The sequence below is a fragment of the Agrobacterium genomosp. 2 str. CFBP 5494 genome (assembly GCF_900013495.1).
In the GTDB taxonomy this organism is placed as follows: domain Bacteria; phylum Pseudomonadota; class Alphaproteobacteria; order Rhizobiales; family Rhizobiaceae; genus Agrobacterium; species Agrobacterium pusense.
The window spans coordinates 1,042,131-1,056,553 of the sequence record NZ_LT009719.1; the positions used below are offsets into that span (position 1 = coordinate 1,042,131).

At 58.8% G+C, this 14,423-nt stretch carries 12 protein-coding genes; 6 read left to right on the plus strand and 6 right to left on the minus strand.

What is annotated here, in order from left to right:
• Positions 1-15 precede the first annotated feature (15 nt).
• The 5 genes from AGR2A_RS19660 to amyA all read left to right on the plus strand — a co-directional run bounded on the left by AGR2A_RS19660 (position 16) and on the right by amyA (position 6,548).
• Positions 16-783 (plus strand): LamB/YcsF family protein, encoded by a 768-nt coding sequence (locus tag AGR2A_RS19660; RefSeq protein ID WP_072494981.1) that lies wholly within the window; start codon positions 16-18, stop codon positions 781-783.
• Positions 784-794: 11 nt separating this feature from the next.
• Positions 795-1,604 (plus strand): putative hydro-lyase, encoded by an 810-nt coding sequence (locus AGR2A_RS19665; protein ID WP_072494980.1) that lies wholly within the window; start codon positions 795-797, stop codon positions 1,602-1,604.
• Between the two features lie 7 nt (positions 1,605-1,611).
• Positions 1,612-3,222 (plus strand): 5-oxoprolinase/urea amidolyase family protein, encoded by a 1,611-nt coding sequence (locus AGR2A_RS19670; RefSeq protein ID WP_072494979.1) that lies wholly within the window; start codon positions 1,612-1,614, stop codon positions 3,220-3,222.
• Positions 3,219-4,949: an acetyl/propionyl/methylcrotonyl-CoA carboxylase subunit alpha gene (locus AGR2A_RS19675; protein WP_072494978.1), complete on the plus strand. Its 1,731-nt coding sequence runs from the start codon at positions 3,219-3,221 to the stop codon at positions 4,947-4,949. The genes AGR2A_RS19670 and AGR2A_RS19675 overlap by 4 nt, the downstream gene beginning before the upstream one ends.
• A 111-nt stretch (positions 4,950-5,060) precedes the next feature.
• Positions 5,061-6,548, plus strand: coding sequence for an alpha-amylase (gene amyA / locus AGR2A_RS19680; RefSeq protein WP_072494977.1), 1,488 nt, complete (start codon positions 5,061-5,063; stop codon positions 6,546-6,548).
• Positions 6,549-6,578: 30 nt separating this feature from the next.
• Here amyA and soxR read toward each other — a convergent pair whose 3' ends face one another.
• Positions 6,579-7,034 (minus strand): redox-sensitive transcriptional activator SoxR, encoded by a 456-nt coding sequence (gene soxR, locus AGR2A_RS19685; RefSeq protein WP_003584914.1) that lies wholly within the window; start codon positions 7,032-7,034, stop codon positions 6,579-6,581.
• A 156-nt stretch (positions 7,035-7,190) separates the two neighbouring features.
• Complete coding sequence (locus AGR2A_RS19690; RefSeq protein ID WP_072494976.1) at positions 7,191-9,296, minus strand: TonB-dependent receptor plug domain-containing protein; 2,106 nt, start codon at positions 9,294-9,296, stop codon at positions 7,191-7,193.
• A gap of 142 nt (positions 9,297-9,438) precedes the next feature.
• On the opposite strand from AGR2A_RS19690, the gene AGR2A_RS19695 reads away from it, so the two are divergent.
• Entirely contained in the window at positions 9,439-10,908 is a 1,470-nt protein-coding gene (locus AGR2A_RS19695) for a glycosyl transferase family protein (RefSeq protein WP_072494975.1), read from the plus strand.
• 10 nt (positions 10,909-10,918) lie between these two features.
• Here AGR2A_RS19695 and AGR2A_RS19700 read toward each other — a convergent pair whose 3' ends face one another.
• From AGR2A_RS19700 to repC, 4 genes are all read right to left on the minus strand, one after another.
• Positions 10,919-12,118 carry a low temperature requirement protein A gene (locus AGR2A_RS19700; RefSeq protein ID WP_072494974.1) on the minus strand — a complete coding sequence of 400 codons (1,200 nt, stop codon included), beginning with the start codon at positions 12,116-12,118 and terminating at the stop codon, positions 10,919-10,921.
• A 38-nt stretch (positions 12,119-12,156) separates the two neighbouring features.
• Positions 12,157-12,441: a hypothetical protein gene (locus AGR2A_RS19705; protein WP_072494973.1), complete on the minus strand. Its 285-nt coding sequence runs from the start codon at positions 12,439-12,441 to the stop codon at positions 12,157-12,159.
• Positions 12,442-12,506: 65 nt separating this feature from the next.
• Complete coding sequence (locus AGR2A_RS19710) at positions 12,507-12,719, minus strand: hypothetical protein (protein ID WP_035207316.1); 213 nt, start codon at positions 12,717-12,719, stop codon at positions 12,507-12,509.
• 404 nt (positions 12,720-13,123) lie between these two features.
• Entirely contained in the window at positions 13,124-14,401 is a 1,278-nt protein-coding gene (gene repC / locus AGR2A_RS19715; protein WP_072494972.1) for a plasmid replication protein RepC, read from the minus strand.
• Positions 14,402-14,423 lie beyond the last annotated feature (22 nt).

Sequence of the window (14,423 nt, forward strand, 5' to 3'; positions counted from 1 at the left end):
ATAAGGGAGGCAAACATGGCCGCTATCGATCTCAACAGCGATCTTGGCGAAAGTTACGGCGCATGGCGTATGGGTGATGACGAGGCGATGCTCGCCATCGTTTCCAGCGCCAACATCGCCTGCGGATTTCACGCAGGCGACCCGGCCGGCATCTACCGCACCGTCAAGGCCGCTGCCGAAAAGGGCGTGGTCGTTGGCGCCCATGTCTCCTATCCTGACCGCGTCGGCTTCGGCCGCCGCGATCTGGACGCCACCTCGGAAGAACTGATTGCCGATGTCATCTACCAGATAGGCGCGCTGAAGGGTGTTGCCGCCGCTGCGGGCACCACGGTGCGTTACGTGAAGCCGCATGGCGCACTTTACAACCGCATCGCCAATGATGCGAAACAGGGGCAGGCCGTGATCGACGGCATCAAGGCCATAGATTCTTCACTGGTGTTGATGGGTCTTGCGAACGCGCCCATCCTCGATCTCGCCCGCAAGTCCGGTCTTGCCGTCGTTGCCGAAGCTTTTGCCGACCGCGCCTATACGCCTCAGGGCCAGCTCGTTTCCCGCCGGGAAGCCGGTGCCGTATTGCATGACGCGGCAAAAATTGCCGACCGTATGGTGCAGCTTGCCCGCAAAGGCACGCTGGAGGCGATCGATGGCAGTATTATAAAAATCGAGGCGCAATCCATCTGTGTACATGGCGACAGCCCCGGTGCGGTCGCCATCGCCCAGGAAATCCGCCGGCGCTTCGAGGCTGATGGCATCGACATCCGCTCTTTTGCATCCAGTCGCTGAAAGGATAGCCGATGACGATACCCACATCCTATCTCAATCACACGGACGCGGACGCCGCCCGCAAGGCCCGCGCCACCTATCGCGGCGGTCTTGTCGCCCCTACCTCCGGCATCGCGCCCGGCTTCACGCAGGCGAACATGATCGTGCTGCCGCGCGACTGGGCTTTCGATTTCCTGCTTTATGCGCAACGCAATCCCAAGCCCTGCCCGGTACTCGACGTGTCCGATCCGGGATCGCCGACCACTCTTCTGGCGCCTGGCGCCGATCTCAGGACTGATCTGCCGCTTTATCGCATCTGGCGTGACGGCAAGCTTGTTGACGAAACCGCTGATGCCACCGCCGCATGGGCTGAGCGCGACGATCTCGTCGCCTTCCTCATTGGCTGCAGCTTCACCTTCGAAACACCGATGGTGGAGGCGGGTATCGAAATCCGCCATATGACGGACAAGAGCAATGTGCCCATGTATCTCACCAACCGCCCCTGCCGTCCGGCCGGTCGGCTGAAGGGCAATATGGTCGTTTCCATGCGGCCGATCCCGGCATCGCGCGTCGCTGATGCGGCGACCATTTCGGGACGTTTTCCAGCGGTGCATGGTTCGCCCGTGCATGTGGGTGCGCCCGAGGAGATCGGCATTACCGATCTCGCAAAGCCCGATTTCGGCGACGCGGTGCGGATTGAACCCGGCGAGGTTCCGGTCTTCTGGGCCTGCGGCGTCACCCCACAGGCGGCTGTGATGGCATCCGGTGTTCCCTTTGCCATTACCCATGCGCCGGGACACATGTTCATTACCGATATTCCCGATTCCGCCTACCACGCGTGAGGATATGATGCGTTTTCTTCCCGTCAGCCTCGCCACCATTCTTGTCGAACTCGCCGATCTCGATGAAACGCTTGCGCTTTTCGCCTCGCTGCAGAACGATCCCATCGAAGGTATAGAAGAGACGGTGCCGGCTGCCCGCACGCTGATGATCCGGTTCCGGCCCGAGAAGATCGGCTCCGAAGCGCTGGCTGCGCGGCTTGCGAGCCGCGATCTCTCGGCAAAGATCGCGCCGTCGGACAATCTTGTCGAAATCCCCGTCCGTTATAATGGCGAAGACCTTGCAGATGTTGCCGAACTAACCGGCCTGAGCATCGAGGAGGTTATCCGCCGGCACACCGAAAGCGAATTCACCGTTGCCTTCTGCGGCTTCGCTCCCGGTTTTGGTTATCTGGTCGGAGGCGATCCCGCGCTGCATGTCCCGCGCCGGCAAAGCCCGCGCACCCGTATTCCGGCCGGCTCCGTAGCATTGGCCGGTGCTTTCAGCGGCGTCTACCCGCAAAACAGCCCCGGCGGCTGGCAGATCATCGGCACCACGCCGGTGAAGATGTGGGACATCGACCGTGAGCCCGGCGCGCTTTTCCAGCCGGGTTACCGGGTCCGTTTCTTCGACATGGACAAGGCCGGCAGATCGGTCGACATTCCAGCCCCGACACAGCGCGAAAAAGGGCAAACAAAGGACGGCCCGCATTTCGAGGTGCTCGCCGCTCCGATGCCGGCAATTTTCCAGGATCTTGGCCGCTTTGGCCAGACCGGACAGGGCGTATCGGCCTCCGGCGCGCTGGATCGCGGCGCGTTCAACGCCGCAAACCGTATCGTCGGCAATCCGGTCAATACGCCGTGCCTCGAACTGACGCTCGGCGGTTTTTCTTTCAGGAGCACGAACCGAGCAGTCATTGGCACAGCCGGCGCCCCCTGCCCCATCACCATAACGGCGGCAGATCGCAGTTTCGTGGCAAAGGCGCATGCACCGGTTTCCCTTGAGGCCGGTGATGTTGTCACTTTCGGCCAACCATCGAAAGGTATGCGTTGTTATCTCGCGGTGCGCGGTGGCTTCGATGTCGAGCCGGTGCTCGGCAGTTTCGCGACGGATACACTTGCCGTTGTCGGCCCGGAGCCGGTCGGTGCAGGCGCCATCCTGCCGCTTAAGGGTGAGACGTCCGGCCTTTCCAGCGTATCGATCGACGAGGTTCCGGCTTTCGAGCCGCCGGCAACAGGTGAGGTCGTGACACTGGATGTCGTTCTCGGGCCCCGAACGGACTGGTTCACGCAGAGGGGTATCGAGACGCTGACTGGCCAGCTCTGGCAGGTCACCCCACAATCGAACCGGGTCGGCATTCGCCTCTCAGGCGACGTGCCGGTGGAACGCAAGGACAGTGCGGAGCTTCCGAGCGAAGGCACGGCAACGGGCGCGATCCAGATTCCCCATAGCGGCCAGCCGGTTCTTTTCCTTGCCGATCACCCGCTGACCGGAGGTTATCCTGTCATCGGCGCGGTAGCGGAATATCATCTCGATCTTGCCGGGCAGATCCCCGTCAACGCCAAAATCAAATTTCGCCCGATCGGCCCCTTTGCCGAAATCGCGGCCAGGAACATAGAATCCCGAGGAGAAAAGCGATGAAAAAAGTGCTGATTGCCAATCGCGGCGAGATCGCGGTGCGCATCATCCGCGCCTGTCGCGATTACGGCCTGAAATCGGTCGCCGTTTATGCCGATCCCGATCAGGACGCGCTTTTCGTCCGGCTGGCGGATGAAGCCTATGCGCTGGAAGGGGTGCGGCCCGCCGAGACGTATCTCGATATCAATAAGCTGATCTCGATTGCCAAACGCGCCAGCGCAGATGCCGTCCATCCGGGTTACGGCTTCCTTTCTGAACGCGCGGAATTCGCAAAGGCCGTCATCGATGCCGGCCTGATCTGGATTGGGCCGGATCCTCATGTCATCGAGGCGCTGGGCGACAAGGTCGAAGCACGGCGCATCGCCACCGGCGTCGGCGCACCGCTGGTGGCCGGCAGCGACGGTCCGGTTTCTTCTGCCACAGAAGTCATCGCTTTTGCCGAACAACACGGCCTGCCCGTCGCCATCAAGGCCGCCCATGGCGGGGGCGGCCGAGGTCTTAAGGTCGCATGGAAAATGGAGGAGATCGCCGACCTCTATGAATCCGCCGTGCGCGAAGCAACCGCCGCCTTCGGTCGTGGCGAATGCTTTCTGGAGCGCTTCCTTGACCGGCCGCGCCATATCGAAGCGCAGGTTCTGGCCGATAAACACGGCAATGTGCTTGTTCTCGGCACCCGGGACTGCTCGCTGCAACGCCGGAACCAGAAACTGATCGAAGAGGCTCCAGCCCCCTTCCTGTCCGATGAGCAGCGCCAAAAAATCCATGACGCCGCCAAGGCGATCTGCGCCGCAGCCGGGTATTCCGGCGCCGGCACCGTCGAATTCCTGCTCGGCGTTGACGGCACCATTTCTTTCCTTGAGGTCAATACGCGCCTGCAGGTGGAACATCCTGTCACCGAGGAAACCACCGGCATCGATCTCGTCATCGAACAGTTCCGTATTGCCGAAGGCCAGAAGCTGCGTATCCTCGAAACGCCCGAACCGCTCGGGCACTCCATGGAGTTCCGCATCAATGCCGAAGACCCTGGCCGCGGCTTCCTGCCGACGCCCGGCTCGATCTCGGTTTTCGACGCGCCGTCCGGTCCCGGCATTCGCATGGATAGCGGTGTCGTCAGCGGCTCCGTCGTGCCTGGTGTCTTCGACTCGCTGATGGCGAAGCTCATCGTGACAGGTGTCGACCGCGATCAGGTCCTGCGCCGTGCCCGCCGCGCGCTGAAGGAATTCCGCATCGAGGGTATCGCGACCGTTCTTCCGTTCCATCGCGCCGCGATCGAGACGGACGACTTCATCGGCACGGATGGGTTCAAGGTCCACACCCGCTGGATAGAAACCGATTTTGCCGCCATGCCCGACGCCATGGAGCGCCCGGCACCGGCCGACGATCCTTCCATGACACGAACCTATCTCGAGATTGACGGAAAGCGTGTTTCGGTCGGCCTGCCCAGCATTCTCCTTTCCAGCCTCGGCAGCGTCAACGGTGGCCAGGCGTCCGTTTCCGGCACTGCGGTCGACAGGAACGAGGGTGAAATCACTGCTCCCGTTTCCGGCACCTTGCAGTCCTTCAAGGTAAAAGATGGCGACACGGTCTCGGAAGGTGATCTCCTGGCAATCATGGAAGCAATGAAGATGGAGACGCAGATTGTCGCCACCAGGGCCGGCAGGGTCCGCCTGATCGGCAAGGAAGGCGACTATCTTCAGGCCGGCGATAGGGTGCTCGAAATAGCCGGCTAATATTGAAGCGCCGCAACGACCTCATAATCGCAGATCGCGCATCCAGGGTGGCGGAACCCTTTCGTCACCGGGCCGTTTATGGCGCGACCTGCTAACCATCGTGAGGGACATATGGCCGGACGCACCTTGCTTCAATTCTTCCATTGGTATTATCCGGACGGAGGGAAATTATGGAGCGAGGTGGCCGAGAAGGCCGAAAGCCTTGCCAAAATGGGCATTACCGACGTCTGGCTGCCGCCCGCCTACAAGGGCGCCGCCGGCGGTTATTCGGTTGGATATGACACCTACGATCTCTTCGACCTCGGCGAATTTGACCAGAAGGGCACCGTCGCCACCAAATACGGTGATCGTGGTGCCCTAGAGCATGCGGGCAAGACACTGAAAGAGAATGGCATCCGTGTCATTCACGACGTCGTCCTCAACCACAAGATGGGGGCGGATGAAAAGGAAAAGGTACGGGTTCGCCGCGTCAACCCGGACGATCGCACGGATATCGACGACGAGGATTTTTCCGCGCTCGCTTATACACGTTTTACCTTTCCCGGCCGAGGCGGCGCGCATTCCAAATTCATCTGGGACCAGAAATGTTTCAGCGGCGTCGACCACATCGAAGAGCCGACCGAAGACGGCATTTTCCGGCTCGTCAACGAATATGGCGACGGTGAGTGGAACGAGGAAGTCGACCAGGAAAACGGCAATTTCGACTATCTGATGGGCGCGGACGTCGAGTTTCGCAATCGGGCCGTCTATGAAGAGCTCAAATATTGGGGCCGCTGGCTTTCCGAGCAGGTCCAGGTGGACGGCTTCCGTCTGGATGCCGCGAAACATATTCCGGCATGGTTCTTCCGCGACTGGGTCGGCCATATGCGCGAGACTATTGATCCCGATCTTTTCGTCGTAGCGGAATATTGGCACCCCGATCTTGAGGCCTTGAAGAGCTATCTCGAACTCGTCGACAAGCAGCTGATGCTTTTCGATGTCGCCCTTCACCACAGCTTCCACGACGCGTCGAAACAGGGCGTTGATTTTGACATGCGCAGCATTTTCGATGGTGCGCTTGTTTCCGCCGTTCCCGATCACGCCGTCACGCTTGTCGATAACCACGACACCCAGCCATTGCAATCGCTGGAGGCTCCGGTGGAGCCCTGGTTCAAGCCCCTCGCCTATACGATCATATTGCTGCGTGAAAACGGCGTGCCTTGCGTTTTTTATCCCGATCTGTTCGGCACGAGCTATACCGACACGGGTAATGACGGCAATGAGTACAAAATCGATATGCCGGCCATCGAATGCCTGCCGAAGCTCATAGAGGCGCGCAGCCGTTTCGCCAATGGCGTACAGACGGACATTTTCGATGACCCGAACTGCATCGCCTTCATTCGCCATGGCACCGCCGATGCGCCGGGCTGTGTCGTGGTGATGTCGAATGGCGAACCGGCGGAAAAGCATGTCGATCTCGGTCCGGATCATGCAGGGGCGGTCTGGCGCGACTTCCTCGGGCACCGTCAAGAGGAGGTCACCCTCGATGAGAGCGGCAAGGGCGCCTTCCCCACCAATGGCGGCAGTGTCAGTGTTTGGGTGCCAGCCGAATCCGGGTGAGCAACAAGGCTAACGGTCCGAAAATTATGCTCACTCTGCCGAAACGAGGCGGCGGGGACCTGCGCCGTTATCGGCGAGAACATCGTTCGGATTGCGCAACGGACAATCATCCAGCGAAAGGCACCCGCAACCGATACAGCCGGTAAGCTGGTCGCGCAGCATGATCAGGTTGTTGATGCGAAGCTGGAGCATTTCCCGCCAGGATTGGGAGAACCTGCGCCAGTCGGCTGTTGTCGCCACCCGGTCCTGCGGCAGGTCGGCCATCGCGTCCCTGATGATGCTCAGCTGTATACCCGCCCGCTGTGCAATGCGGATGATGGCGATGCGCCTCAGAACCGCGCGATGATAACGGCGTTGATTGCCGGCGGTGCGCCAGCCCTCGATCAATCCCTTCGCCTCGTAAAAATGGATGGTGGAGACGGCGATGCCGCTGCGGCGGGCAACCTCTCCCACCGTCAGGCTGTGTTTGAGTATGGTATTTTCCATTCTGGCTCCTGCTTCCGGACCGATTTCCGCTCGGAAACGCGGAAACACAACGAAGAGCAGCCGGTATAATTCCTCAACCATAGTTGAGGTCAATAGACCAACGGTCAAAAAAAGAGGCGCCCTATGGCGCCTCCGAATTTCGCGGCTATGACTGGATCAGAACTTCGCTGTCATGCTGATCCAGAAACGACGGCCTTCCATGATGGTGTTGAAATCGTCGGTGCCGACATCCTTGTCGAAGACGTTGTAGACGGCGGCATTGAGATCGACATTTTCGGCGACCGCATATTTCGCGCCGATATCAAGCGTGGTGTAGGCGTCATATTTTCGACCGGCCTTGCCGTTGATCGTCACCGGCGTGCCGTTCGTGCCGATGCGCGGGCCGGCATTGATTTCCGATCCGTGGTAATTCAGCGAGGCCCAGGCTTCAAGACCATCGATCGGTGTCACCCAGTCGCCGCGCAGATTGGCCATATGCTCCGGTGTCCGCGCCAATGGAAAACCTTGGTAATCACCGGTCTTCTGTTCGGAATGCGTATAGGTATAGTTGCCGCGCAGCGTCAGTTCCGGCGTCGCGTACCAGGTCGCCGTCAATTCCACACCCTGAATGACCGCATCGTCGATATTGTAATTATACCAGAGGCGGTAGTTGCGGTCTTCGCTCCAGCGGACAGGCGTTCCATCGGGATTGAGCACCAGCGCGTTGGAAATCTTGTCCTTGAAATCGGTGTAGAAATAGGTGGCCCCCAGAGCGACGTCACCATTCTCCCAAAGTGCCGCCACTTCGTAACTCGTGCTTTTTTCCGCTTCGAGGTTAGGATCGCCGATGATCACACCGCAGGTGCCGCTCGGACCATAGGTGCAACCGCCCCCACCTGTCGTATAGGCATAACCCGGCGCGATCTGACGGATTTCCGGTGCGCGGAAACCGGTGGAAACGCCGCCCTTGATGGTCAGCTCTTCCGTGGCGCTCCAGACGCCATAAAGACGCGGGCTGAAATGATTGCCGTATTTTTCATGGTTATCGAGGCGAAGCCCGCCCGTCAGCGCGAAATTGTCGACGATGCGCCACTCATCCTCAAGGAATAGAGCCCATTGCGTGGCCGAAAACGTCTCGTCCCGGCCGGTACGGCGGCCCGGGTTCTGGTCCGTCAGCCGTGCCTCGAAATATTGGCCGCCCGTGACCAGTGTGTGGTTGCCGAAGAGCTCGAAAGGCGTGGTGAACTTGCCATCGAGCACGGTATTGCGCACCTCCGGCGAGCGTGCATTTTCAGTCACGCGGCCGGTTCGGATGTTTCTGGTGAAATTGGTGCGTTCCGCCCATTCCTGCTGCAACGAGAATTCGGATGTGGTCGGTCCCCAGCGGCCGGTGTGCGAGAGTGACCAGTGGTCACGCGTGTTGATGTTGTAGGTGCCGTCGCTATTGGCCGCGAGCGATTCGCCAGGCTCGGCGCTCCGGCGTAGCCTTGTCTTGCCACCCTCGAGATAGATGTCGTGATCTTCGTTCGGCGTAAACGTCAGGCGGCCGTTGAAATCATATTCCTTGGCGCCGGTGGTCCCGCTCAAAATGCGGTCTTCGCCGCGCGTGAAGCCCCTGCCCCAGAACTGCAGACCAAGCTGATCCTTGAGGATCGGACCGTTCGCATACCAGGAGACCTGGCCGCTGTTGCCGAATTTCGAATGTTGTTGAACCGTGCCCTCGGTGGTGACGGAGCCCGACCAGACGTCGCCGACCTTGCGGGTGATGATGTTGATCACGCCGCCCATGGCATCCGAGCCATAAAGCGAGGACATGGGACCGCGCACCACTTCGATACGTTCGATCGCCGAAACCGGCGGCACGAAGCTCTGTTCGAAGCCGGAGTTGCCATTCGTGCGGGCATCGCGCGTGCTCTGCCGCTTGCCGTCAACGAGGATCAACGTATAGGCGCCCGGCAAGCCGCGGATGAAAACATCCTTTTCGTTGGCGATTCCGGTGACGGACACGCCCTGCACTTCGCGCAAGGCGTCAGTCAGGTCGCGATACGCCCCCTTTTCCAGATCCTCCCGTGTGACGACGGTGATGCTGGCCGGAGCGTCTTTTACATTCTGCTCGAAACCGGACGCGGTGACGACGATCTGCTCAAGAACAGTGGTATTTTCGGATGCCTGCTGCGCAAAAGCGGGCAGAGCAATATTTAACGCGGTTCCCGCCATTGCTGCCGAAAAAGTAGTCTTTATTGTCATCGAAGCCTTTTTGCAGCCCCGGTACTTCAATTCCATGTTACGCCCCCGCATTTAACTTGAGTACCCCACTTATTTACGAGGGGGTGCGGGTGCAACAGGTTTGTTTTCGAACGGTTCTAAATTCTAGAAATTGCAAAAAGGGCTCCCTCTTAAGAGGAGTGGAGTAAAAATTCGCCAGATGACAACCAGCAAGAGAAAAGACGGACCGGCTTCCACGGCAAAACCCGACAGGCTTGGGCAGCTGAAACTGCTTGTCGCTTTTGATGCTTTGTTGCGGGAAGGTAGTGTCAGCCGCGCCGCGGCGGGCATGGGACTTCCAACATCATCGATGAGCCGGATCTTGCAGCAGCTACGGGAAAAATACGGGGACCAGCTCTTTCTCCGCACCGGCCAAGGCCTGCGCCCCACTCCCTTTGCCGAAGCCATGCGCCTGCGCATCCGCTCCCTGGCGGCCGAGGCCGAAAATCTGATCGATTATTCGCAGGAAGAACCCGACGCGCCGGCCACCATCAATAAGAACGGCTGGGAGCAGCCGGCATTGATGAAAGCACCGCCACTTTCCCTTCGCCCCAGCATTCTTCTTGAAGGTCAGCCGACGCCGGAAAACATTGCCGAGCGTCTCGCCCGCATCGGCCACAATTCTGCCCCACAGGAACGGCTCGCCAAGTATATTGCAACGTCTGCGATGGGAATAGGCAACAGCCGTCCGCTCAGCCAATCGGAGGCGACGGATGCACTGTCGATCATTCTGGAAGGGGATGCCGATCCGATACAGATCGGGGCACTGCTCGCCACCATGCATTATCGCGGCGTGACGGCGGCCGAACTGGCCGGCTTCATCCAGGCCACGTGGCGACATGTCGGGCGAGACCGGCACCGGCCTGTCACCGTCGATCTCGACTGGCCGGCTTATATGTCCCCCAAACACTGCGATGCGCCATGGTTCGTGCATTCCGCCCGCCTCGTTTCCATGGCGGGATACAGGGTGCTGCTGCACGGCCATGTTGGTCAGGGCGAAAATGGCGGCAAGCTTGAACGCGCCGCACAAGCCAGCGGTATTCCCCTTTGCCATTCGCTTTCGCAGGCGGCCGAGGCCACGTCATCCGAACGGATCGCCTATCTACCCCTGGGCGGCCTGTCTCTGCAATTCCAGAGCCTGCTCAGTCTCCATGGCATTCTGGAAATGCGCCTGCCGGTGCATACTGTCGTCCACCTTCTCAATCCACTGCGCGCAAGGAGCACCATTATAGGGCTCGCCCGTCCGGCCTATCAGGAGCTGCATCGCGATACCGCCCGCCTGCTCGCCGTGGAGAATCTCGCCATACTCGGTAACACGCGGGATTTCGCACAGTTCACGCCATTCCGCAGCACACGGATTTTCGGTCTTTCAAGCGGAAGGGACGTGGAGGTCCTGGTCCCCGCCCGCGAAGCACCGCCTGCCGAAATGCCAACCATGTTTACCACCTTCGAATATTGGCGTGCAGTCTGGACGGGAGCCGCGAAAGACGAAAGGGCGGAAACCATCATCATATACACCGCCGCCGCCGCGTTGATGCTCGTCAATGACATGGGGCTTTCCTTTGATGAAGCTTACGCGAAAAGCCTTAAGCTCTGGAACGAGAGGACGCGCAATCTGGTCAGCGTCTGAGCATTCGAGATCACGCCGTGGCGACTGACTTTTTCAAAGCCAGATATTCCCACAGGGCAACAAGCAGCAGAATACCCGTGCTGACCAGCTGCAGGATGAATAGCGGAATGCCCGGCACCGGCAACAATAGGCAGAGCGCTGCCACGCCCGCAAAATGCGAGACGGGGCGCTGATAGGTCGCGGCGATCTTGACACCGATATTGCCTGCCAGAAAGAGGACGGGACCACCGACGATTGCGATGGCCTCCCTTATCGTTGCGGCCTCGTGGGCGTGGGACAGGCTGAAATCCTCTCCCACCGCCGTTAGAATGATACCGGCGACGATTGGCAAATGTCCGTAATTGAAGAGATTATGGGCGATCTTCGCCTTCTCGTCGGCGTTCTCGGCTTTTCTGGAGGCTTCCGCCTGTCCGTGATGGAAGTAAATCCACCACATCGCGACGGTGCTGATGAAGGCGGAGCAGAAAACGACAAATGTCAGCCCGGAGTTCATATATTCGGTTGCCGTCCGGCCAGTGGTCAGAATTGTTTCCCCCAGACAGATGATGACAAACAGGGCGCAACGTTCCGCCAGATGCTCTCCGGAAAGATGCAGACTGTCGTCATCGCGAGAACGCAAGCCGGGGACAACATAGCGGCAGGCCGGACCGGCATACTCGATTGCGAGCGCCATGCCCCACAGGAGAATGCGTTCCCCCAGATCGCAAAACCCGCCTGCCAGCCAGAACAGGCTCGAGATGGCCAGCCAGATCGTCACCCTCACGAACACCAGAAACGACTGCCGGTCTTCATCCCTGAAGGCATAGAGAGCAAACAGGCTTCGACCGATCTGCATGACGCTGTAAATCAGCGCGAAGACCAGGCCCTGTTCGGCAAAGGCTTCCGGCAAAGCGATGGCCAGCAGTACACCGCCAAACATCAGCACGAAGAGCAAAATCCTGACCGGTTCTTTCTCAGTATTCAGCAGATTGGTGATCCAGGTGGTGTGTATCCACAGCCACCACAGGGACAATATCAGGATGCCGGCTTCCAGCACCGCCGTTGGCCCAAAGTCTTTCGCCAGAGAATGGGATAACTGAATAAGAGCGAAAACGAAAACCAGATCAAAGAACAGCTCAGGAAATGTCGCCTTTCCCGTCTCCTGACCGTCATGCCGGATCCAGCTTTCTGCACTCGGCGCCCGTCGGGAAATCTTGGTTCCTGTTCTCATTCTGCTTCCGTTTGCGGAGCATAGATCATCGCAATCCCTCACTGTCGCAAGAAGTGGGTTTCAGCCCCGGTATTGTTATGATCTGACCCGCGGCCGGGGAATTCCAGCCCACGCGCGCTGTCGGGAAGGAACTGCGGTCCCACCAGCCGCACCGTTTTTCCGGAGACATCAATAATGTAACTTTGGGCGGAAGGCGCCGATGAAACCGCTGCGTTACCGTCTTTTTTATCTTCCAGCCGGCTGATTTCCAGGGACTGGGAAAATACCGGCACGACCATTACGCAGACGAGGCCGGCGGCGAGAAAGAGGGGCTTGGGTAACATCGAAATTCCCTGACGCTTTTATCTGCGCCAATAACAGCCATCCCCTGCATTTGTTCCGCACAGCTTCAGGTATCGCCGTCAAGGTAAGTGCGGTATTGCACGTAATCACCGCTCGATTGCCCATCGACGACTTCAGGCGGCCGCCCCTCGCCCCCTGGGAGATAGCCGGTGTCTTCGAGGACTGATTTCACGAGCTCTGCAATCGCAATATGTCGGGGCAGAGCTTTATCCGCCATGTAAAGGGCGACGGCCAGTTCTATATCATCCGGAAATGTCATGAGCGTGGCGTTCCGTTAAACCATTGACTGGAACGCGCAGTGCCAGCGAAAGTTCAATTCGTCGGCGCCAAGGTAGCGCGGATTGGCGACATATCGCGGAACTTTTTTCGAGGCCGCAGGGAGGAACTTCTGCCCGAACTGCACAATCTGATGTGTTCAGACCGCTACTCCGCATTCAAAATGCTCCAGACTCAAGCAATTGAAACCAATCACGGAAAAGCGCAAACGAAACCTAAATTGGACTTAACTTGCGTTACTGTGCATTCACCACGGGAAGCCCCGATCGGACACAAAGTGTTCTAGCAGCTTCGTTCCAACGAATCCTTTGGTGTTTGCGTGAACAGCAAGAATCTAACCGCATAGCCGGTTTTTCGCAAGCTGCCGCCGCGCCGCTCATCACGCCCTCATGATCTCGTTCCCGCTTCCTGCTTGTCTGTTCGGCCACGCAGTTGCGCCGTGAGCATGGCCTTGAGATCGAAACTGCCTTCCTGGGCCTTACGTGTGAGATTGCGCAGATATCCGCCAAGCGAACTGATTTGATCAGCCTTCTGCAACAGGCAAGCGAGGATGGCCGCTGTTCCCTGCCTCCCGAAGGTGGCTAATGCATCCTGATAGGCCGACTGGCTGATGCTGAACATGGTTCTGATGACGGAAGTTGCCACCTCCATATCTCTCCAGCCAGTCACCGCACCTCCAGGTGCATAGAGGGAAATATCGGGGCACGCTTTCAAAACCAAAACAATATCAGGAACAAAAAATTGCTTATGAAGATCGTTCCTGGGTGTTGGCTTTGCAGGAGTGACACCAGCGACCGCGGCATCTGCGGATGTGGACGCGATTGTTGCAGCAGTTCGAACCGGCGCGGCATCCTCCAATTCCTGCGGTTCAGATATGGATTCGGATTCTGAATTCTTTATGAGGCGCTCATTTTGGCAGTCATTGCCGCTCAAATTTTTCGATTTTTCAAGATTTTCCAGATAGTTGGTCACTTCTGCGCGGAGTGAAGCCAGAAAACCGGCGATTTCCTTGAGTTCAGCTGTCTTCGAATTGCGCCCTAGAGTCCGCGCGATGTCGTTGTAGCGGGCCTGAAACCCGTCAAAGATCTCGATCTTGCCGCTGGCAGCAATCATTTCGCAGAGTTTCTGGATGTCCCGCCGGCAGAGGCTGATCGTCTCGCGAAGCCGTTGAAGATCGAGCCGTTCGCGAATGATGCGTTCGGCCAGTTCCTCTATTTCCGTTTTACGGGCAAGAAGCGGTGCGAGTGAGAACCCGTAGGCTTCGCTGATCTCGCCACCCCTGTGCTTCCGTGCGTAACGTTTCCCATTCGGGCTGTCCTTGCGGATGATGAGGCCGGCTTCGACAAGAGCCGAAAGATGCCGGCGCAATGTCTGTTCCGCCATGCCATGTGCCCTGAGCGACAACTGCGTATTGGATGGAAACACCACCAATCCGGCTTCGCTGGAAAGCTCATTTTTGGGATAAAAGCTCAGGAGCGCGTTCAGAACGGCAAGCGAGCGATCGGTTACGCCGAGCAGCGGTCTTGCTTCACAGACGGACCGATAGAGTTTCCATTTGTCGACTGCTTCGCATTTTCTGGTTTTCTGCGCGGCAAACTGGGTTGCGAGCACGCCAAACGACATCGCTCGCCGCCCAAAGGGCGTCGTTACACATGTGCTGTTCATGTCTTTCACCTTTCACAAGGCA

Bases quoted from the DNA above. Each gene is read 5' to 3' on its own strand.
- AGR2A_RS19705 (WP_072494973.1), bottom strand. From the start codon at position 12,441: ATGTTACCCAAGCCCCTCTTTCTCGCCGCCGGCCTCGTCTGCGTAATG.
- soxR (WP_003584914.1), bottom strand. From the start codon at position 7,034: ATGGAAAATACCATACTCAAACACAGCCTGACGGTGGGAGAGGTTGCC.
- AGR2A_RS19695 (WP_072494975.1), top strand. From the start codon at position 9,439: ATGACAACCAGCAAGAGAAAAGACGGACCGGCTTCCACGGCAAAACCC.
- amyA (WP_072494977.1), top strand. From the start codon at position 5,061: ATGGCCGGACGCACCTTGCTTCAATTCTTCCATTGGTATTATCCGGAC.
- AGR2A_RS19660 (WP_072494981.1), top strand. From the start codon at position 16: ATGGCCGCTATCGATCTCAACAGCGATCTTGGCGAAAGTTACGGCGCA.
- repC (WP_072494972.1), bottom strand. From the start codon at position 14,401: ATGAACAGCACATGTGTAACGACGCCCTTTGGGCGGCGAGCGATGTCG.
- AGR2A_RS19690 (WP_072494976.1), bottom strand. From the start codon at position 9,296: ATGGAATTGAAGTACCGGGGCTGCAAAAAGGCTTCGATGACAATAAAG.
- AGR2A_RS19675 (WP_072494978.1), top strand. From the start codon at position 3,219: ATGAAAAAAGTGCTGATTGCCAATCGCGGCGAGATCGCGGTGCGCATC.
- AGR2A_RS19670 (WP_072494979.1), top strand. From the start codon at position 1,612: ATGCGTTTTCTTCCCGTCAGCCTCGCCACCATTCTTGTCGAACTCGCC.
- AGR2A_RS19665 (WP_072494980.1), top strand. From the start codon at position 795: ATGACGATACCCACATCCTATCTCAATCACACGGACGCGGACGCCGCC.
- AGR2A_RS19700 (WP_072494974.1), bottom strand. From the start codon at position 12,118: ATGAGAACAGGAACCAAGATTTCCCGACGGGCGCCGAGTGCAGAAAGC.
- AGR2A_RS19710 (WP_035207316.1), bottom strand. From the start codon at position 12,719: ATGACATTTCCGGATGATATAGAACTGGCCGTCGCCCTTTACATGGCG.